The sequence below is a fragment of the Marinobacter lutaoensis genome (assembly GCF_001981305.1).
Lineage (GTDB): Bacteria > Pseudomonadota > Gammaproteobacteria > Pseudomonadales > Oleiphilaceae > Marinobacter > Marinobacter lutaoensis.
Genome location: NZ_MSCW01000004.1, coordinates 271965 through 291932 on the forward strand (window position 1 = coordinate 271965; position 19968 = coordinate 291932).

At 62.0% G+C, this 19968-nt stretch carries 15 protein-coding genes; 11 read left to right on the top strand and 4 right to left on the bottom strand.

Annotated elements, in window-relative coordinates; all coding sequences use genetic code 11:
• Nucleotides 1-142 precede the first annotated feature (142 nt).
• A complete protein-coding gene (locus BTO32_RS05860; RefSeq protein WP_076723614.1) occupies nucleotides 143-835 on the bottom strand; it encodes a LysR substrate-binding domain-containing protein in 693 nt (230 codons plus the stop codon).
• A 322-nt stretch (nucleotides 836-1157) separates the two neighbouring features.
• Between BTO32_RS05860 and BTO32_RS05865 the strand changes: the two genes are divergently transcribed.
• The 4 genes from BTO32_RS05865 to BTO32_RS05880 all read left to right on the top strand — a co-directional run bounded on the left by BTO32_RS05865 (nucleotide 1158) and on the right by BTO32_RS05880 (nucleotide 4891).
• Nucleotides 1158-2033 (top strand): hypothetical protein, encoded by an 876-nt coding sequence (locus BTO32_RS05865; RefSeq protein ID WP_217697001.1) that lies wholly within the window; start codon nucleotides 1158-1160, stop codon nucleotides 2031-2033.
• Between the two features lie 61 nt (nucleotides 2034-2094).
• Complete coding sequence (locus tag BTO32_RS05870) at nucleotides 2095-2760, top strand: LysE family translocator (protein ID WP_076723616.1); 666 nt, start codon at nucleotides 2095-2097, stop codon at nucleotides 2758-2760.
• 198 nt (nucleotides 2761-2958) lie between these two features.
• Entirely contained in the window at nucleotides 2959-4008 is a 1050-nt protein-coding gene (locus tag BTO32_RS05875) for a cytochrome-c peroxidase (protein ID WP_076723619.1), read from the top strand.
• Between the two features lie 133 nt (nucleotides 4009-4141).
• On the top strand, nucleotides 4142-4891 hold the full coding sequence (locus BTO32_RS05880; protein ID WP_076723621.1) for a substrate-binding periplasmic protein: 750 nt from the start codon (nucleotides 4142-4144) through the stop codon (nucleotides 4889-4891).
• Between the two features lie 100 nt (nucleotides 4892-4991).
• Here the strand turns inward: BTO32_RS05880 and thpD are convergent, their stop codons facing one another.
• Together thpD and BTO32_RS05890 are read right to left on the bottom strand one after the other, a co-directional pair.
• Complete coding sequence (gene thpD, locus BTO32_RS05885) at nucleotides 4992-5927, bottom strand: ectoine hydroxylase (protein ID WP_076723623.1); 936 nt, start codon at nucleotides 5925-5927, stop codon at nucleotides 4992-4994.
• A gap of 149 nt (nucleotides 5928-6076) precedes the next feature.
• A complete protein-coding gene (locus BTO32_RS05890) occupies nucleotides 6077-7897 on the bottom strand; it encodes an acyl-CoA dehydrogenase C-terminal domain-containing protein (protein ID WP_076723625.1) in 1821 nt (606 codons plus the stop codon).
• Nucleotides 7898-8173: 276 nt separating this feature from the next.
• Here BTO32_RS05890 and BTO32_RS05895 point away from each other — a divergent pair, with 276 nt between their 5' ends.
• The gene (locus BTO32_RS05895) at nucleotides 8174-9268 is read left to right on the top strand and encodes an efflux RND transporter periplasmic adaptor subunit (protein WP_076723628.1); all 1095 of its coding nucleotides are present in this window, start codon (nucleotides 8174-8176) and stop codon (nucleotides 9266-9268) included.
• 3 nt (nucleotides 9269-9271) lie between these two features.
• A complete protein-coding gene (locus BTO32_RS05900; protein WP_076723630.1) occupies nucleotides 9272-12424 on the top strand; it encodes an efflux RND transporter permease subunit in 3153 nt (1050 codons plus the stop codon).
• Nucleotides 12425-12433: 9 nt separating this feature from the next.
• On the opposite strand, the gene BTO32_RS05905 is transcribed toward BTO32_RS05900, so the two are convergent.
• Complete coding sequence (locus BTO32_RS05905; protein WP_245820280.1) at nucleotides 12434-13666, bottom strand: sensor domain-containing phosphodiesterase; 1233 nt, start codon at nucleotides 13664-13666, stop codon at nucleotides 12434-12436.
• Between the two features lie 306 nt (nucleotides 13667-13972).
• Here BTO32_RS05905 and BTO32_RS05910 point away from each other — a divergent pair, with 306 nt between their 5' ends.
• The 5 genes from BTO32_RS05910 (at nucleotide 13973) to BTO32_RS05930 (ending at nucleotide 19906) form a co-directional block, all read left to right on the top strand.
• Nucleotides 13973-15271, top strand: a complete 1299-nt coding sequence (locus tag BTO32_RS05910; RefSeq protein ID WP_076723635.1) for an MFS transporter — start codon at nucleotides 13973-13975, stop codon at nucleotides 15269-15271.
• A gap of 342 nt (nucleotides 15272-15613) precedes the next feature.
• Nucleotides 15614-17500 carry a tRNA uridine-5-carboxymethylaminomethyl(34) synthesis enzyme MnmG gene (gene mnmG, locus BTO32_RS05915; RefSeq protein WP_076723637.1) on the top strand — a complete coding sequence of 629 codons (1887 nt, stop codon included), beginning with the start codon at nucleotides 15614-15616 and terminating at the stop codon, nucleotides 17498-17500.
• 10 nt (nucleotides 17501-17510) lie between these two features.
• Complete coding sequence (gene rsmG, locus BTO32_RS05920; protein WP_076723639.1) at nucleotides 17511-18188, top strand: 16S rRNA (guanine(527)-N(7))-methyltransferase RsmG; 678 nt, start codon at nucleotides 17511-17513, stop codon at nucleotides 18186-18188.
• Entirely contained in the window at nucleotides 18176-18970 is a 795-nt protein-coding gene (locus tag BTO32_RS05925; protein WP_076723641.1) for a ParA family protein, read from the top strand. The genes rsmG and BTO32_RS05925 overlap by 13 nt, the downstream gene beginning before the upstream one ends.
• A gap of 60 nt (nucleotides 18971-19030) precedes the next feature.
• On the top strand, nucleotides 19031-19906 hold the full coding sequence (locus tag BTO32_RS05930; protein WP_076723643.1) for a ParB/RepB/Spo0J family partition protein: 876 nt from the start codon (nucleotides 19031-19033) through the stop codon (nucleotides 19904-19906).
• Nucleotides 19907-19968 lie beyond the last annotated feature (62 nt).

The window sequence follows — 19968 nt, forward strand, 5'->3', positions numbered from 1 at the left end:
ACGAATTTTGATCCATATTTACTCCTTAAGTGATACAACCTATTGTTTTATAACGATATTGCACATTCTGCATCGGGAAGTAAAACAGCCAAAAAGATCGAAAGCATCCAACCAAATAAATGGACTTAAATTCTGGGTAGCGTCACTCGCCACCAATGGCAAAATTTGGGCTAGCCACGATTAAGTGGCGCATAACGGCATCGTATAGTTGGCCGCATATGGCGTTACGGTTTTTGTTTGGGCTTGCTAGATTCACGTTCAAAGATGGTAGCTGTGGGAGCCCATGTTGACTACCAAGACGTTTGAGTGTGGGAGGTATTGTCGATCTAGGCAAAGCAGAAACTACGGTTCCACTTTCCACCGCTGCCACAAGCCCCCCGTAACTGTAGGTCTCGTACTCCACTTGATACTCACGTCCCGAACCTTTAAGCGCGCCAAGCATTACTTCTCTGTCAGGGCAGCCGTGTTCAAACAAAGCTACGGGTACCGTACTTTGTTGCCAAGCTAACGATTGTCGGGCACATACCCATTCTAGCGGTTCGACCCTGATGGGCTCTGCGTTAATGTCAGAAGGACAATGCTGTGCCAGAGCAATATCGAACTCCCCTTTTTTATAACGCTCCCAGATACCAGTGCTAAAGCTGCAATCCAAAGTTATTTGCACATTGGGAAACTGGCATTTCCAATGCTCAAGTAGTCCTGGTAATAGGCAGCTTGCATAACAATCGGTGGTGGCAAATCGAATGATTTGTCGGTCAATGGTGTGTTGCGTCAACCACAACTCAGCTTCATTGTTTGCGGTGACGACCTTTTGCGCCCTCAAGTAGAAGGCCATTCCTTTTTCTGTGAGGGTGACAAGAATAGTAACTCGATCCTTGCCGAAGTTTGCACGCCAAACACACAATGTACACGATATACGTGGGCAAGTATCTGATGTCTTTGATTTAATGCAATTGAAGTCTAATAACAACATCGTCAGTGACCGGATCGTTGAGGTAAGCCGAATATCAGCTGGAAAACATAGTGGAAGGCTTTTAGTTCGTTACGAGACACCATGCCCTCATTGGAATCCGCCTCGCTGGATGCGTCGATCAGGAATTGTTGACGAAATTATTGTTTGCTGTGGATTCAACTATACCATGAAGAGTATATTTGACATGGATAGTGTCCGTCCAGAATGCGATAAGGCCGGTAAATATTGCCTGCTTAATTCAAGATGGGAATCTATCAACGAACCCAATTTATACTTCATTGGTGCTCCGACGCGTATAAACGATCCAGATGCAGCATCCGGCTTTGTTCATGGCTTCCGCTGCAACATACAGGCACTTGGTCATCTCATCGCCGAACAACAGGGCATGCCACTTGAGCCCCTATTCGTATGTACGCTACCATCAAACGAAGCTTCGAATGGACTTACCTCCGTTGCCGAATACCTGGTCAGTATGGTCAGCACTACAATGCCATTGTTCGAGCTTTATAGTTATTTCGGTAGTATGGTTACGTTCGAATACGATGATGGTACGGGTGCTGTACATGTCAAGGTTTGGCCACCATTCCCACGCCAATATAACCGAGAGCGATGGGGAGCAACCAAAACTTACGTAGAGGTTGTGTTCGAGTACGGTTTCTCTAGTTATGGTGATGGGACGCTGCCAACACATTACTTTACGCTTCCTGCAGATCATTTTGATTCATCTAGAAGTGCTTATATCCACCCTGTTTTCCACGTCTTCCGTGACGGCGTTGAAGTGGATCAGTTCCATATGCAGGAGAGCTTGATAGGCCGCTGGGATCTTGACGACTACGTAGATGAGGAAACCAACCCGGATCAATATAAGAATGTTGCTTTCAATGCTTGTGCGTGTGCGCTTGGGATTAATGAGCGGCGAAGCATGCTGCCCGTGTTGGAAGAATTTTTAGATGATTGCTATCCGTTAATGACCGACAAAGAGGTAGTCGAAGCGCTTAGTATACAACCGACATTGGCATTACTCTCGCCAGCTAACCAGATAGGGAAATCAAGACAATAGGCTGTTGCCCCGCTCGGAAGCACAATGATCGGGGCAACACCCACATCGAAGGAATATTTACATGCAAGATATTGGGGTATCTGTCAGCGGGATACTGGGTCTAATTATAACCAGCTCGATACTCATTGCTGTACCTGGTCCAAGCATCATGCTTTTTATTGGACAGGTAATCATGAAGGGTAGAAGCCATGCGTTGCGTGGGGTGATTGGCAATGCAATTGGTATGTTGAGCATTGCGATACTTCTCTCGTTTGGAATCGGTCCTCTAATATTGAAGTCCGACTTTGCGTTGTCTGCTATCAGAATGCTAGGTGCGATGGCTTTGCTGCTTATCGGCATAGGATATCTTGTAGCTTCGAAAACGGCGAACCCGGTTGCGGCCGAACAGCCAACAAAGAGAAAATCACCGCTCACTGCGGGAGTGATAGTCGGTATAACCAACCCCAAAGCTTTCATCATGTTTGGAACCATAGTCCCCAGCTTTCTCAGCGGTAATCTTGAGAGCCCGACAAACGTTCTGATCATGTACTCATTGATACCAATTATATTGGGCATTGTGATTGATAGCGTATGGGTTGTAACTGCTCACAGCGTAAGCTCCCGCCTTTTTTCTAATTTGAACAGTATTAAAATGGTAAACCGTATCGGAGGAGGCTTAATCATTCTGATGGCCCTTACCTTGGCATACGAGGCTGTTTCCGGTTTGTCAGTCATCTGGCAGACATGACCAGCTCACAGGAAGTAGCTCGGTTCAAGCATCGTTCCGGAGAAAGCCAGCCGGGGCCACCGGTCAGCCCCTGCCCAATTTTGATGAGCGTCAATTTGTCGATTGATTTGCCGGGCTTTTCCCCGACTCCCGCCGCCGGAACATTAAAGGTTTGTTAGGCTGGAAGCACGGACTTATGGATAGGGAGAGGGGCTTACGATGAAAACGACGATTGTCTCTATGGCATTGGCAACCACGCTGGCGGTGGCGGCCGGCACCGCGGGTGCGGATTCGCTGCGAGATCAGGCGCGCACGATGTTCAGCGCGGTGCCGCAGTACCCGCCGGTGATCGATGGCAACGAACTGACCGAAGACAAGGTCGAACTGGGGCGGATGCTGTTCTTCGAGCCCCGGTTGTCGGCCAGTCACTTGATCAGCTGCAACACCTGTCACAACGTTGGCATGGGGGGGCACGATTACCTGCCGACCTCCATTGGTCACGGCTGGCAAAAGGGACCGAGGAACGCGCCCACGGTGTATAACGCGGTGTTCAACGCCGCCCAGTTCTGGGACGGCCGTGCCGCGGACCTGGCGGAGCAGGCCAAGGGGCCGGTTCAGGCCGGGGTCGAGATGAGCAGCACCCCGGAGCGGGTGGTGGCAACGCTGAAGAGCATGCCGGCGTATGTCCGCCAGTTTGAGGCGGCGTTCCCGGGCCAGGAGGACCCGGTCACCTTCGACAACATGGCCACCGCCATCGAGGCCTTCGAGGCCACGCTGATCACGCCGGATGCCCGTTTCGACAAGTATCTGCGCGGTGACAACACCGCCCTGAACGAACAGGAGAAGGAGGGGCTGGCCCTGTTCATGAACAAGGGCTGCGCGGCCTGTCACGGTGGGGTCAACTTTGGTGGGCAGGGCTACTTCCCGTTTGGTCTGGTCACCAAACCGGGGGCGGAGATCCTGCCTGCCGGTGACAAGGGCCGGTTCGCGGTGACCGAGACCGCGTCCGACCAGTATGTGTTCCGGGCGGCGCCGCTGCGTAACATCGAGCTGACCGCCCCCTATTTCCATTCCGGCGCCGTCTGGAGCCTGGAGGAAGCGGTGGCGGTGATGGGCACGGCACAGTTGGGAACCGAGCTGGCGGACGACGAGGTGCACTCCATCGTGGCCTTCCTGAAGACCCTGACCGGCCAGATTCCGGAAATCCGTTATCCGGTGCTGCCGCCGAGCACCGACACCACGCCGAGGCCAGCTCCCATGACCCGGTAGCGGTTTTCCTTACGAAAACAAACACATTATTTGTAAACTCCTACCGGTTCCTTGGATAAACTAGGTTACGGTTTGTACAGGTCGCCTCCGGGCGACCTGCCCCCCCGGGAATACACGTGATAGGAGATACCCCTTGAGAAAGCTGCTCTGGTTTGCTTCGCTTGTTGTTGTCCTGGCGGGTATGTCGGCTCCCGCCTTGTCCTCGGAAAAGCTGTACCTCTATACCGAAAACTTCCCGCCTTACAACATGAGTGCCACCGGCCGCGCCTTTGAGCACAACGGCGACCAGATTGACGGCCTGTGCACGGAAATGGTCAAGGCGATTCTGCACAACACCGATCTGGATTACGTGATGAAGCTGCGCAACTGGGACTACGGCTACAACCGGGCCCTGAACAAGCCGAATCACGGCATCTTCTGCACCACTTACACCGAGGAGCGTGCAAACAAGTTCAAGTGGGTGGGGCCCCTGACCACCAACCTCTGGACCGTGTTCGCGGCACCGGGTGTGGACCTGAAGATGGACAGCCTGGAGGATGCTCGGGGCATGTTGTTCGGCGGTTACCGCAACGACGTCATGACCAACTACCTGCTGGAGCGCGGTTTCAATGTCTCCGCCCTGGACAGCGACGACCTGAACCCCAAGCGTCTGGAACTGGGCCAGATCGACCTGTGGATTGCCGATCGCCTGGCCGGCCCCTATTTTGCGTCGCAACAGGACGTGGAGGGGATTGTACCGGTGTTCAGCTTCAATCCGGTGGAACTGTACCTGGCCATCAACCCCCAGACCTCGGACGAGATCGTCAACAAATTGAAAGAAGGCTTGAAGCAGGTGCACGAATCGGGAATGTACCAAGCCATTCAGACCAAGTGGGGGCTCTAGCGGTCAGCCTGTGGATAACGTTCCCTGTGGATACGTTGCGGAGAACGGGATAGAGGAGGGCCTTGGCCCTCCTTTTTCGTGCCCTGTCGGCGCGGGGGCATCAGCCGGTTTGCCGAAGCTCCGGTGCGTCGAGCGGCCGCAGCGCCTCGGTACGGGTCCGGTTGCCGAGAAAGTCCGGACGTGGTTTGTTGCCACAGAACGGCTGCACCAGGCGGTTTTCCACACTGTTGAACACGAAGAACAGGTTGCTTCTGGGCCAGGGTGACAGGTTGGCGTTGGAGGCATGCAGGGTGTTGCACTCGAACAGGATCAGTGAGCCGGCCGGGCCAGTGGGGGCCTGGATGCCGTGCGCGTTGGCCAGACGGGCGATGTCCTGTTCACTGGGCACGCCCAGCTCCTGTTTCTTGAGGGAATGCCGGTAATGGTCCTCCGGTGTCCGGCCGACGCAGGGAATGAACTGCCGGTGCGAGCCCGGAATCAGCATGAGCGGGCCGTTGAACGGGGTGTTGTCGGTGAGGGTGATGGAAAAACTGACCGCCCGCATGCGCGGCATGCCGTCTTCCGCGTGCCAGGTTTCGAAATCGGAGTGCCAGTCAAAGCCCTTGCCGTGGAAACCGGGCTTGAAATTGATCCGGGACTGGTGAATGTAGGCATCGCTGCCCAGCAGCTGGTGCACCATGCCGAGGATCTCCGGATCCCGGGTCAGGCGATCGAAACGTTCGGACAGCTCGTGGATGCCGAAGATCGACCGGATTTCCTGTTTACCCGGCTCGGTGATGGTGCCCTCGGAACGGAGAATGCCCTCGTCTTCCTCGTAGGCCCGCAGATCGTCCCGGAACTTGCGCACGGTGGCCGGGTCGAGGAAGGAGCCGAGGACCAGAAAGCCGTCGCGTTCGTACTGTTTCAGCTGGCTTTCGCTGAGGGGACCGTCGGTGCGGTCACGGCCGAGGCTGTGGATAACTGGGTCCTTGCGCTCGAAGCTCGGGATCGGGCGCTCCAGCCGGGTGGGATAAAGGTCTTCGGTACGCGTTTCCATCGTCGGACCTCCTTACGTTTATCCGGTTGGGTGGCTGTATCGCTCTTTCGCCTCTGCTCATCTTGAAGGCGCAGGAGACACGCTGGGGACGTCGCCGGCGGCTTTCAAGGGCCGCACCCGACCCGGTACTGGGTCGGGCGCCCGGTGCCTCAATCGGTGAACGCCATGTGCTCCGGGGCCAGCTGCATCAGGGTGCGGGTAGGGCTGAGCATGCTGGTGGCGTGGCTTTGGGCCCGGGGCAGCAGGCGCTCGAAGTAGAACTCGGCGGTGGCCAGCTTGGCCCGGTAGAACCCCTCCGATTCGTCGCCGCCCCGGTCCAGCCGGTCCGCCGCTACCGTCGCCTGGCGCAGCCACAGGTAGGCCATGGTGACGTAGCCGCTGTACATCAGGAAATCGTGGGCGGCGGCACCGACCAGGTCCCGGTCCTTACGGGCACCGAGCAGGATGCGCAGGGTGAGCAGGTTCCACTGACCGCTGAGTTTCAGCAGCTCCAGGGCAAACGGCCGCAGGCGCGGGTCGGTCAGCTGCTTGCGGGCAAAGTTGGCGATTTTCAGGGTGAACTCGCGCACCGCCCCGCCCCGGGTCATCAGCAGTACCTTGCGACCGAGCAGGTCCAGGGCCTGGATACCGGTGGTGCCTTCGTACAGCGTGGCGATGCGGGTGTCGCGCACGATCTGTTCCATGCCGTGCTCGCGGATGTAGCCGTGCCCGCCGAACACCTGCATGCCGAGGTGAGCGGCTTCCTGGCCCAGCTCGGTCAGGAAGCCCTTGAGAATCGGGGTCAGAAAGCCCAGCTTGTCGTCGTACTTGGCCACCTTGTCGGCATCGCCCTGGGTGTGGCCTTCGACCATATGATCCGCCAAGCGGGCGGCGTAATAGAGCATGGCCCGACCACCCTCGGCGATGGCTTTCTGGGTCAGCAGCATGCGGCGCACGTCGGCGTGATGGATAATCGCGTCGGCGACCTGGTCCGGTTCTTTCTTGCCGGACAGCGCCCGCATGGAGCGGCGCTCCCGGGCGTAAGCCAGGGCCCATTGATAGGACAGCTCGGCCGGTCCCACGCCCTGGATGGCGGTGCCGATCCGGGCGGTGTTCATAAAGGTGAACATGCACTCCAGGCCCTGATTGGGCGGGCCGATGAGAAAGCCGGTGGCGCCGTCGAAGTTCATCACGCAGGTGGCGGAGGCCTTGATGCCCATCTTCTCCTCCAGACTGCCGCAGCTGACGGCGTTGCGCTCGCCTACGGCGCCCTGGCCATCCGGCAGGTACTTGGGCACGATGAACAGGCTGATGCCCTTGGTGCCCTTGGGCGCGTCGGGCAGTCGCGCCAGTACGATGTGGATGATGTTCTCGGTCAGGTCGTGGTCGCCGGAGGAAATAAACATCTTGGTGCCGGTGAGGCGGTAGCTGCCGTCCGCCTGGGGTTCGGCCCGGGTTTTCACCTGGCCCAAGTCGGTGCCGCACTGGGGTTCGGTCAGGCACATGGTGCCGGCCCATCGGCCCTCGGTCAGGGGGACCAGGTAGATCTGTTTCTGGGCGTCGTCGCCGTGCAGGTACAGGGTGTTCATGGCGCCCAGGGACAGGCCGGGATACATGGAAAACGGCCAGTTCGCGGTGCCCATCATTTCCTGCTTGAACAGGCCCATGGACGCCGGCAGCCCTTGGCCGCCGTAAGCCTCGGGCGCCGACAGCCCCTGCCAGCCGCCCTGAACATACTGCCGGTAGGCATCCCGGAAGCCCCGGGGTGTGGTCACTTCGCCGTTGTCCAGGCGACAGCCCTCGCGGTCGCCGGGTTGGTACAGCGGGCTGAGCACCTCCTCGCAGAAGCGGGCGCATTCGTTCAGGATCGCCTCCACGATGTCCGGGGTGGCCTGCTCGCCACAGGCCAGAGAGGCGTAGTGTGCGGGGTAGTCGAACACCTCGTTGAGCAGGAATTTCATGTCGCGCAGGGGCGCCTTGTAAACCGGCATATGCAATCCTCTGTACCTTGTAGTTGCGAAGGGGCCCGGGGCCGCCGATGCTATTGTTGTACGGCATTGCCCGGAGCCTGCCATTGACGAAAACCGCCGGCCCCCCTGTCAGAAAAGATAATTGGCCGAAATGACGCGCGACGTCGAATGTAAAAGTTGTGCAAAGGCGGGCGTTTCCAGGTCGCCGGGCTGGCCGGCCCGGACCGCCGCGAGTACCGTCGGTGCAGGCGCGGATTCAAGCGACGTCATCAGGAATCAGAAGGATTGTCACAAACAATGTGGAAACAATGGCTGATAGCGGTGGTGGTACTCGCGGTGGCCGTCGGCGGTGGTTGGGCGTACCGGCAGTGGTCCTCGGGTGAGCGATCGGGGCCGGTCGCGGAGCGTCCGGCGGCGGCGGTCAATGTGGTGCATCCGCACCGGGACACGGTGCGGGACGAGATCCATACCGTTGGCAGTCTGAAGGCGCTGCGGGCGGTGGAGTTGACCACCGAGGTCAGTGGCCGGGTGGTGGCCATCCATCTGGGAGCCGGTCGCCGGGTGGATCAGGGGGAGCTCCTGCTCCGGCTCGATGACCGTCAGGCCCGGGCCGACCTGGCCGAGGTGGAGGCGCAGCTGGCGGACGCCCGGCGACAGTTGGAGCGGGCAACCCGGCTGCGTTCCAACAACAGCGTCTCCCAGTCCCAGGTGGACGCGCTGCGTACCGCTGTGGATGTGGCCCTGGCCCAGCGCCAGGCGGCCCGGGTCCGGCTGGAAAATCACAGCATCCGGGCGCCCTTCGCCGGGGTCGTGGGGCTGACCGACATCACCGTGGGAGCCTATGTTACCGCCGGTACCACCATCACCACCCTCGACGCCACCGAGCGCATGGAGCTGGCGTTCGCGGTGCCGGAGCGGTTTCTCGGCCAGGTGTATCCCGGGCAGGAGGTTCGGGGCGAGTCGCCGGCGTTTCCGGACCGGCCGTTCCTGGGGGAGCTGGCCGAGCTGGGAACCCGGGTGGACGAGCTGAGCCGGACCCTGCCGGTCCGGGCCCTGATCGACAACCACGAGGGCCTGCTGCGGCCGGGCCAGTTCCTGTCTGCCAGCCTGACACTGGCACGGCGGCAGGCGCTGGTCATTCCGGAACAGGCGGTGCTGGTGCGGGGGGGCGATCACTATGTCTTCGTGGCGGAGGACGGCGTGGCACGCCGGGTCTCGGTGACCCTGGGGGCGCGCATGCCGGGGCGGGTGGAAGTGCTGACCGGGCTGTCGGAAGACGATCAGGTGATTGTCACCGGTCAGGATCGACTGGGCAGCGGTGACCGGGTGCGGATACTGGAGGGTGAGCCGGTGCTGCCGGACAACCGGTTTCTCGGCGCCGTGGGGTCCTGAGTCATGATCCTGTCCGACGTCTCCATCAAACGGCCGGTGTTCGCCACCGTGCTCAGCCTGCTGACCGTGGTGTTCGGCGTTGCCTCCCTGCTCGGGCTGCCGGTACGCGAGTATCCCGATATCGACCCGCCGGTGGTGTCCATTGCCACCGATTACACCGGCGCTGCCGCGGAGGTGGTGGACACCCAGATCACCCAGGTGATCGAGGGGGCCATCAGCGGCATCGAAGGCATTCGTGCCATCGAGTCCTCCACCGAACAGGGGGAATCCCGAACCAGCATCGAATTCAACATTTCCCGGGATGTGGATATCGCCGCCAACGACGTTCGGGATGCGGTGTCACGGGTGCTCAACCGCTTGCCCGAGGAGGCGGACGTACCGGTGGTCAGCAAGGCCGACTCGGACGCCCGGCCGATGATGTGGGTGACCCTGCGCAGCCAAGTCTGGGACAGCGCCGAGCTGAGCGACTTCGCCGACCGGGTGCTGGCGGACCGGCTGTCGGTGCTCGATGGCGTGGCCGATGTGCGGATCGGCGGTGAACGGCGCTACGCCATCCGGGTCTGGCTGGACCGGGAGCGGCTGGCGGCCCGGGACATCACCGTGGCGGAGGTGGAACAGGCGCTGCGGGCCAACAACATCGAACTGCCCGCCGGCTCGGTGGACTCATCCACCCGTAACTTCACCGTCCGGGCCGAGGGCCGGCTGTCGACCGTAGAGGAATTCCGCAACCTGGTGATCCGGCGCCAGGGCAACGAGCTGCTGCGGCTGGGGGAGGTCGCCAACGTCCAGATGGGCGTCGAGTCCGATGTCAGCCGGCTGCGCGCCAACGGTGAAACCGCCATCGGCATGGGCATCATCCGTCAGTCCAAGGCCAACACCGTGGCGGTGTCCGACGCGGTCCGGGCCGAGCTTGAGAAGATCCGGGAGACGTTGCCGCCGGAGGTGAGCATCGCCGAGAGCTACGACGAGTCCATCTTCATCCGTGCCTCGATTCGGGAAGTGATGGTCACCCTGGCCATTGCCGTGTCCCTGGTGATTCTGGTGATCTTCCTGTTCCTGCGTTCCTGGCGGGCCACCCTGATTCCGGCGGTGACCATTCCGGTGGCGGTGATCGGTGCCTTCATCGGCCTGGGGTTCCTGGGTTTCTCCATCAACGTGCTGACCCTGCTGGCGATGATCCTGGCCATTGGCCTGGTGGTGGACGATGCCATCGTCATGTTGGAGAACATCCAGCGCCGGATCGACCTGGGCGAGCCGCCCCTGCTGGCCGCTTACCGGGGCGCGCGCCAGGTGGCGTTCGCGGTCGTTGCCACCACCGTCACGCTGGTGGCGGTGTTCGTGCCCATTTCTTTCATGGGCGGCAACATCGGCCGCCTGTTCGCCGAATTTGGCTTCACCCTGGCGGCGGCGGTGGTGTTTTCCACCCTGGTGGCGCTGACCCTCACCCCCATGCTCTGTTCCAAATGGCTCAGACACAGCCCGGAACATGCCGAGGGGCACCGGCTATGGGCGGCCAGCGAGCGCCTGCTGACGGGCCTAAGCCGAGGGTACGAGCGGTTGCTGCGCCTGGCCCTGCGCCATCCGGGTTTGGTGATTGGGTTGGGGCTGGCGGGCCTGGTGGTGGCTGCGGTGGTGTACCCGGAGCTGCCCCAGGAGCTGGCCCCGACCGAGGACCGCGGCGTGATCATCATGCCGGTCAGCGCCCCCCGGGGCGCCACGGTGGAATACACCGACCACTATGTGCGCGAAATCGAGCATCAGCTGCTGCCCTACCTGGACCAGGGCACCGCCGATCGCCTGCTGTCGATCGTCGGGTTCCGGGGCGAGGAAGACAGTGCCTTCCTGATCCTCGGCTTGGCGCCCTGGGAGGCCCGCGACGTCAAGCAGCAGCAGGTGACCGGCGAGCTGCGGCAGCGGTTCCGGGACATCGCCGGGGTGCGGGTGGTGCCGGTGAACCCGCCGGGGCTGGGGCAGCGCGGGTTCAGCCAGCCGGTGCAGTTCGTGGTGGCGGGGCCGGATTACGCCTCGGTCCAGAGCTGGAGCGAGGACATCGTGGCGCGGGCCAAGGAGAACCCGAACCTGCTCAACATTGAGACGGATTTTGAACTGACCCGTCCGGAACTGCGGGTGACCATCGACCGGGAACGGGCGGCGGACCTGGACATCACCGTGGAAGACGTGGGCCTGACTCTGCAGACCATGCTGGCGTCACGTCAGGTCACCACCTATCTGGACCGGGGCCGGGAATACGACGTGATCGTGCAGGCCGCCGATAGGGACCGGGCCACGCCAGAAGACCTGGGTCAGATTTACCTCCGCCCCCGGGAGGGCGGTGCCCTGATTCCGCTCAGGGCGCTGGTGTCGGTGCAGGAAGTCGGAGCCAACCCGGACCTGCGTCGGATCGACCGGTTGCCGGCGGTGGTGATCAGCGCGTCCCTGGCCGAAGGCTATGACCTCGGGTCGGCGCTGACCTATCTGAATCGGCTGGCGGCGGACACCCTGCCGCCGGAAGCCCGGGTGAGCTACCGGGGCCTGTCCCGGGAGTTCCAGGAGTCGTCCAACGCCATTTTCGTCACCTTCGGCCTGGCGTTCGTGATCGTGTTCCTGGTGCTGGCGGCCCAGTTCGAGAGCTGGATCCACCCGCTGATCATTATGCTGACGGTGCCCCTGGCGGTCACCGGAGCGCTGCTGGCGCTGTTGTGGTCGGGCATCAGCCTGAATATCTACAGCCAGATCGGCATCATTATGCTGCTGGGGCTGATGGCCAAGAACGGCATCCTGATCGTGGAGTTCGCCAACCAGTTGCGGGATCAGGGCCTTGCGGTGCGGGAGGCGATTCTGGAGGGCGCGGTGCTGCGCTTCCGGCCGGTGCTGATGACCACCATTTCCACCATCTTCGGCGCCATTCCGCTGGTGCTGGCCACCGGTGCCGGCGCTGAGAGCCGGGCCGCCATCGGCATGGTGATTCTGGGCGGACTCACTTTCGCCACCACCTTGACGCTGTTCCTGATTCCGGTGCTCTACAACCTGTTGGCGCGCTTCGCCAAGCCAACCCACGCGGTGGCGCAGGCACTGGCTCAGGAGGCGGCCCGGGTCGACGGCGGCGGAGATTCCAGGCTGGCGAGCGACGACCCGCCGCCGGCACGGCAAGCCTGACCGGCGGGCTCAAAGGGTATCGGGGAACGCCAGCTGGCCGCCGAACACCTCATCCGGATGGATGTCCACGCACAACACCTGGGTTTGCTCCTGAAAGTGCAGGACGGTGGACAGGGTCACCGTGCGCCGGGCATCGGGCAGGCCGACGTAGGGCCGTGAGCAGTGAATGTGCTGGGGCCGCTGGCGGGCCTTCTGAAAATACTCCCGGTGCGCCCAGCAGGCCCCGGCGGACTCATACAGGGGGTTGAAGCGGACCTGCTTGATGTCCGGATGGGTGCGTGCCAAGTTGCCCTGCTGGATGCCGTTCTGGTCCAGCACGAAGCAGCGTTTGACACCGTCCATTTGCAGCAGTTGTTCACAGGCGGCCCGGAAAGGCACGCCCCGGGCCACCAGGTGGCAGGTCTCCATGATCTCGAAGCGCAGCAGGCGCAGGTAGTTTTCCTGATCCCGGCTGTCCTGCAGGGACCATTCACTGGACTGGCTGACCCGTTGGGCCAGCCGGGCCTCGGCCTGCTCGGCGGCCTTTTTCGACACCGGCCCCGGCCTGCCGAACAGGAAGCCCTGCAGCAGGTCCGCCTCGGTGGCCAGGGCAATCCGGGCCAGGGCTTCATTTTCAATGCCTTCCAGCAGCACCAGGCTGCCGCTTTCTCGGATCATCCGGACCAGACTCTCCAGCAGCATGCGGGCCCGGATGTGGTGTTCGGCGTTCACCAGCAGGCTGCGGTCCAGCTTCACGATCAGAGGGTTGATGCGCCACAGGCGCTCGAAGTTGGAGTCGCCCATGCCGAAGTCGTCGATGGCGATCTGAAAGCCCTGTTCCCGGGCCCTGTGGATAAAATCCAGCAGGGCATCGGTGTTATCGGACGCCGCCTCCACCAGCTCCAGCACGATCCGCTCCGGCGGAATGCCGCAGCGGCGGCAGTGGCTGGCCAGGCGCTCCAGGGAAGCCGTAGGCTGGGTGCAGGTCTGGGGGGTGATGTTGAGGAACAGCCACACCGGCAGGGACTTGCCACCGAAGTGCTCGAGGTGTCGTTGCAGCAGGTGGCTGTCCAGCTCGAACACCTGATCCTGGCTGGCCGCGAGCTCGAACAGACTGACCGGAGAGATTGGCGTACCGTTGCGCTTGACCCGGACCAGGGCTTCGTAGCCAACCAGTTTCTGTTGCGTGGGACAAAAAATCGGCTGGTACACCGACTCGAAATCGTGGCTGAGGATAATGTCCGGGTCAACCGTATCATGCATGCGCCGGCCTTTGCGCCACGAGAGTCTGACTACGCTGCTCATGAGCAGGACCCTTCGTTTGAAGTCTGGTGAACAGCCGTCCTGGCCATGCTAGGTTTAGGGAGCCCTGGATGAACGCCGAATGGTCCCGGCGGCCCGAAGGCTCCGACATGCACGAATTCCGTACGCGAATTCCGTGCCAAGGCGCCAACGCCTTGAAATGGTTAATCTTTGATCAGAGTGTACAACAAACGCCAGGTACCGGTGCACCAAAAGCGGGCGGAAGGCCCGGGCTGATCACCGGAATGCACCAAAACGGAAAGAGTCATGAGCCAACACAGCCAGTTCCGATTGTTCGCCCAACGGCGTTTTCTGCCCTTCTATCTGACCCAGTTTTCCGGTGCCTTCAACGACAACCTGTACAAGAACGCCCTGTTGCTGTTGATCACCTACGGTGCCGGTGACGTGTTGGGCCTGTCGGTGAACCTGATCGTCAACCTGGCGGCGTTCCTGTTCATCCTGCCGTTTTTTCTGTTTTCCGGGGTTGCTGGCCAGGTGGCCGACCGCTACGAGATGTCGACCATTATCCGCCTGGTGAAGCTGGCGGAAATCGTCATCATGGGTCTGGCCGCGGTCGGGCTCTGGTTCGGCTGGTGGGGGTGGCTGCTGGTGCTGCTGTTCCTGATGGGCACTCAGTCCACCTTCTTCGGACCGGTGAAGTACGCCATCCTGCCGAAGGTGCTGGACGACAGCGAACTGGTGGGGGGCAACGGCCTGGTGGGCATGGGCACCTTCGTGGCGATCCTGCTGGGGACCATTGCCGCCGGTCTGATCATGGGGCTGGACCAGGCCGCCCGAGTGACCGCCGTGGCGGTGGTGGCGATGGCGGTGGCGGGCTACCTCGCGGCCCGGCAGGTACCCTGGGCGGGCTCGGACAACCCCGACCTGGTGGTGCGTGTGCGCCCGCTGCGGGACACGTGGCAGCTGATGGGGGTGGCGGCCGAACGGCGGCACGTACTGCAAGCGGTGCTCGCCATCTCCTGGTTCTGGTTCCTGGGGGCCGCCTATCTGACCCAGTTTCCCAACTTCGCCAGGACTTGGCTGGCCGGCGACGAAACCGTGGTCACCCTGCTGCTGGCGCTGTTCACCATCGGCATCGCCGTCGGTTCCATGCTGTGTGAGCGGCTGACCCGCCATCGCATCAGCCTGACACCGGTACCCTGGGGTGCGCTGGGCCTGACCCTGTTCGGAATCGACGTCTATCTGGCGGCACCGGAGGTGCCCCAGGCCTCGGACTGGTGGCGGCTACTGACCGATCCGGCGTACCGGCGCGTGCTGATTGACCTCACCGCCATCGGTGTCTGCGGCGGCCTGTTCATCGTTCCCCTGTACGCCTACATCCAGCACGAAACTCCGGACAACCGGCGGGCGCGGATCATCGCCGCCCTGAACGTGATCAATGCCCTGTTCATGGTGGCCAGCGCGCTGTGCGGCATGCTGCTGCTGGGTGGGCTGGAGATGACCATACCGGCGTTTTTCTTGAGCCTGTCCCTGGTCAACGGCTTGGTGTTGCCGGTGGTGGTCCGCTTGCACCGGCGGAATCACCGACTTACTGTGGACAACTAGTCGGAAAAACTCCGGATAGCCGTTGAAATGTTTTTTTAATATCAATAAAAAACAATGGCTTAACCTGTGTTTTATGGGGTATGGAAAGCCTCCCAATCTGTGGATAACTTTTTGAATTGTTTTCTCAGGAGAGCGTTCCAAGCGCCTGAAAAATAGCCAATTTCGGTTTTTACGTATGCCGGTCGGGGAGGGGGCGGAGTGTTTTCCACAGATGTGCACCGGTTTCCGACTTTCCTGTTCCCGGTCGGCTTGGTTAAAATTTGTGCATTCCGACTGCAATTTACCGGGCAAGGCGCTATACTCGCCGCCCTGTTTTTATCCCCCCGATTTCCGAGGTGAAGAGTGGAGTTTCCGACCCGTTTCGATGTCATTGTCATTGGTGGTGGCCACGCCGGTACCGAGGCCGCGCTGGCGGCCGCGCGCATGGGCTGCCAGACCCTGCTGTTGACCCACAACATTGAGACGCTGGGCCAGATGTCCTGTAATCCGGCCATCGGCGGGATCGGCAAGAGCCACTTGGTCAAGGAAATCGACGCGCTCGGTGGCGCCATGGCGCGGGCCACCGACCGCGCCGGCATCCAGTTCCGGGTGCTGAACAGCCGCAAGGGGCCGGCGGTGCGTGCCACCCGGGCGCAGGCGGATCGGGTCCTGTATAAGGCGGCCATCCGGAACATGCTGGAAAACCAACCGAACCTGCTGCTGTTCCAGCAGGCGGCGGACGACCTGATTGTGGAAAACGACCAGGTGACCGGGGTGGTGACCCAGACCGGCATCCGCTTCAACGCCAAAACCGTGGTGCTGACCACCGGTACCTTCTTAGGGGGCGTGATCCACATCGGCCTGCAGAGCCACGCCGGCGGTCGTGCCGGTGACGCGCCGGCGAATGCACTGGCGCGCCGGCTGCGGGAACTGCCGTTCAACGTCGGCCGGCTCAAGACCGGCACGCCGCCGCGCATCGACGCGCGCTCGGTGGACTTCTCCGTGATGCAGGAACAGTGGGGCGACCAGCCGACGCCGGTGATGTCCTTCATTGGCAGCCGCGACGAGCACCCGCGCCAGGTGTGCTGCTACGTCACCCGCACCACCGAGCAGACCCATGACATCATCCGCAGCGGCTTCGACCGCTCGCCCATGTTCACCGGCAACATCGAAGGCGTGGGCCCGCGTTACTGTCCGTCCATCGAGGACAAGGTCAACCGGTTCGCGGACAAGGATTCACACCAGATTTTCGTGGAGCCGGAAGGGCTGACCACCCACGAGCTGTATCCCAACGGCATTTCCACCAGCCTGCCGTTCGACATCCAGCTGGCGGCGGTACGCTCCATTCCGGGGTTTGAGAACGCCCACATCACCCGGCCGGGCTACGCCATCGAGTACGATTACATCGATCCCCAGGACCTGCGCCACACCCTGGAGACCAAGTACATCCGCGGCCTCTATTTCGCCGGCCAGATCAACGGCACCACCGGTTACGAGGAAGCCGGCGCCCAGGGCCTGCTGGCGGGCATCAACGCCGCCCTGCGGGCCCAAGAGAAGGAGCCGTGGTACCCGCGCCGGGACGAAGCCTACCTCGGGGTGCTGGTGGACGACCTGATCACCCTGGGCACCCGGGAGCCCTACCGTATGTTCACCAGCCGCGCGGAGTACCGGTTGCTTCTGCGCGAGGACAACGCCGACCTGCGCCTGACCGAGATCGGCCGCCGGCTGGGCCTGGTGGACGATGAACGCTGGCGCCGGTTCAACGACAAGCGCGAGGCGATCGTGCGTGAACGCCAGCGCCTGGAAACCACCCGCGTGCATCCGGGCACCGAGGCCGGCGACCGGGCCAACGGTTTTCTCCGCCAGCCGATGACCCGGGACCAGTCGCTGGCCGAGCTGCTGCGCCGTCCGGAAATGACCTACGCACAGATCGCGGAGATCTCCGGCGAGCAGGCCGACGACGCGCAGGTGGCGGAACAGGTGGAAATCGAGATCAAGTACGAGGGCTACATCTCCCGCCAGGCCGACGAAATCGAGCGCCTGCGCCGGCACGAAAACACGCCGCTGCCGGCGGATCTGGACTACGACGTGATCGGCGGCCTATCCAACGAGATTCGCCAGAAGCTCAAGGCCGCCCGTCCCGAGACCGTGGCCCAGGCCTCCCGCATTCAGGGCGTGACCCCGGCGGCGGTGAGCCAGATTCTGGTGTACCTGAAAAAGCGGGACCTGCTGCAGAAGCAAAGTGCCTGAGGCCCGCACCATGAATCATTCGCTATGGTCGGGCCAGCTCCGTGATGGGCTGGCCCGGATGAACCTGTCCCTGAGCGAAGGCCAGCAGCGGCGACTGCTGGCCTTCCTGTCCCTGCTTAACAAGTGGAACCGGGCCTACAACCTGACTGCGGTGCGTGACGAGCGCCAGATGGTCTCGCGCCAATTGCTGGACAGCCTGAGCATCCTGCCCTGGGTGCGCGCCGACCATCTGCTGGACGTGGGAGCCGGTGGCGGTCTGCCGGGCATTCCCCTGGCCATCGCCCTGCCGGAACGGCGCTTCACCTTGCTCGACAGCAACGGCAAGAAGACCCGTTTCCTGAACCAGTGCGTGCTGGAGCTGGGCCTGGACAACGTCGAGGTGATCCATGGCCGGGCCGAAGCCTGCCGGCCGGAGCAACCGTTCCGGCAGATCAGCAGCCGTGCCTTCACCGCCCTGGACAACTTGGTGGACTGGTGCGGCCGGCTGCTGGCCGACGACGGTGAGTTCCTTGCCATGAAAGGCCTGTTTCCGGATGATGAAGTGGCTGCCCTTCCGGCGGGCTGGCAGGTAAAATCCAGCCACGCCCTGACGGTGCCCGGCGCCGACGGTGAGCGGCATTTGCTGATCGTGGCCCGATCGGATCAATCTCGGAACCCCGCAACAGGAGGCGAAACATGGCGCGCGTGATTGCAGTGACCAATCAGAAAGGCGGTGTCGGCAAGACCACCACCTGCGTCAACCTGTCCGCCTCCCTGGCCGCCACCAAGCGCCGTGTGTTACTGGTGGACATGGACCCCCAGGGCAACGCCACCATGGGCAGTGGCGTCGACAAGAACACTCTGGAGCTGTCCGGTTACGACCTGCTGACCAAACGAGCCACCGCCGAGGAGGTGATCGTGACGGTCGAAGCCGCCGGATTCGACCTGATGCCGGCCAACGGCGACCTGACCGCCGCCGAGGTGGAGCTGATGAATGAGATCGGCCGGGAACACCGGCTCCGGCTGGCGCTGAACAAGGTCCGGGAGAACTACGACTACATTCTGATCGACTGCCCGCCGTCGCTGAGCCTGCTGACCGTCAATGCCCTGTCCGCGGCCGATTCGGTGCTGATCCCGATGCAGTGCGAATACTATGCGCTGGAGGGGTTGGCGGCCCTGATGAACACCGTCGAGCAGATCCAGGAGACGGTGAACCCGAATCTGGAGATCGAGGGGCTGCTGCGTACCATGTACGACCCGCGCAACAGCCTCACCCTCGATGTCTCCGCCCAGTTGTCCGAATACTTCGGCGACAAGGTGTACCGGGCGGTGATTCCCCGCAATGTGCGGCTGGCCGAAGCGCCCAGCTATGGTTTGCCGGCGCTGAAATACGACCGTTCCTCCAAGGGTGCGGTGGCCTACTTGGCGCTGGCTGGGGAAATGGTGCGCCGCCATGGTTCAAAAAAGACATCCGCGCCGGTGGCGGTGTAACATAGGGCGCCCTCGGGTCACGAAGCATCATTTTGTTCAACGGGAAGAATGACAGACACCATGGCGGCGAAAAAACGAGGATTGGGTGAGCGTGGACTGGGGGCTCTGCTGCAGGGCTCCAAGGTGTCCCTGAATCCGGAGGACAAGGACCGCGACGGCGAACTGCGCGACATCCCCGTCGACCTGATCCAGCGCGGCCGTTACCAGCCGCGTCGGGACATGGACCCGGCCGCGTTGCAGGAACTGGCCGATTCCATCCGGCAGCAAGGCGTGATGCAGCCGGTGGTGGTGCGCGCCATCGCCGAGGGCCGTTACGAGCTGATCGCCGGCGAGCGCCGCTGGCGTGCCGCGCAAATGGCGGAACTGGACCGGATTCCGGCAATCATCCGTGATGTGCCCGATGACGCCGCCATTGCCATGGCACTGATCGAGAACATCCAGCGCGAGAACCTCAACCCCATCGAGGAAGCCTTCGCCCTGCAGCGCCTGCAGGAGGAGTTCGGACTGACCCAGGCCCAGGTGGCCGAGGCCGTGGGCAAGTCCCGGACCACCATCACCAACCTGCTGCGGCTGATCGGCCTGACCGAGGACGTGCGGGTGATGCTGGAACATGGCGATCTGGAAATGGGCCACGGCCGGGCCATGCTGACCCTGCCGCCGGAGCAGCAGGTGCAGGTGGCCCGCCAGGTGGTGGCCAAGTCCCTGTCGGTCCGACAGACCGAGGCCCTGGTGCGGCGCCTGCAACAGGAACAGGCGCAGGACGCGCCGCGCAAGCCGACGGCGCTGGACCCTAACATCCGGGCTCTGCAGGACGACCTGTCCGAACGACTGGGCGCCCGGGTGTCCATCAACCATGGCCAGCGCGGCCGGGGCAAGGTGGTCATCGAGTACAGCTCCCTGGATGAGCTGGACGGCATTCTCGGCCACATTCGCTAGCGCCGATTTTTCCTCCCTTCGGCTTTGCGACTAAAGTTCGTGGTGGCGTCTTCACACAAGAT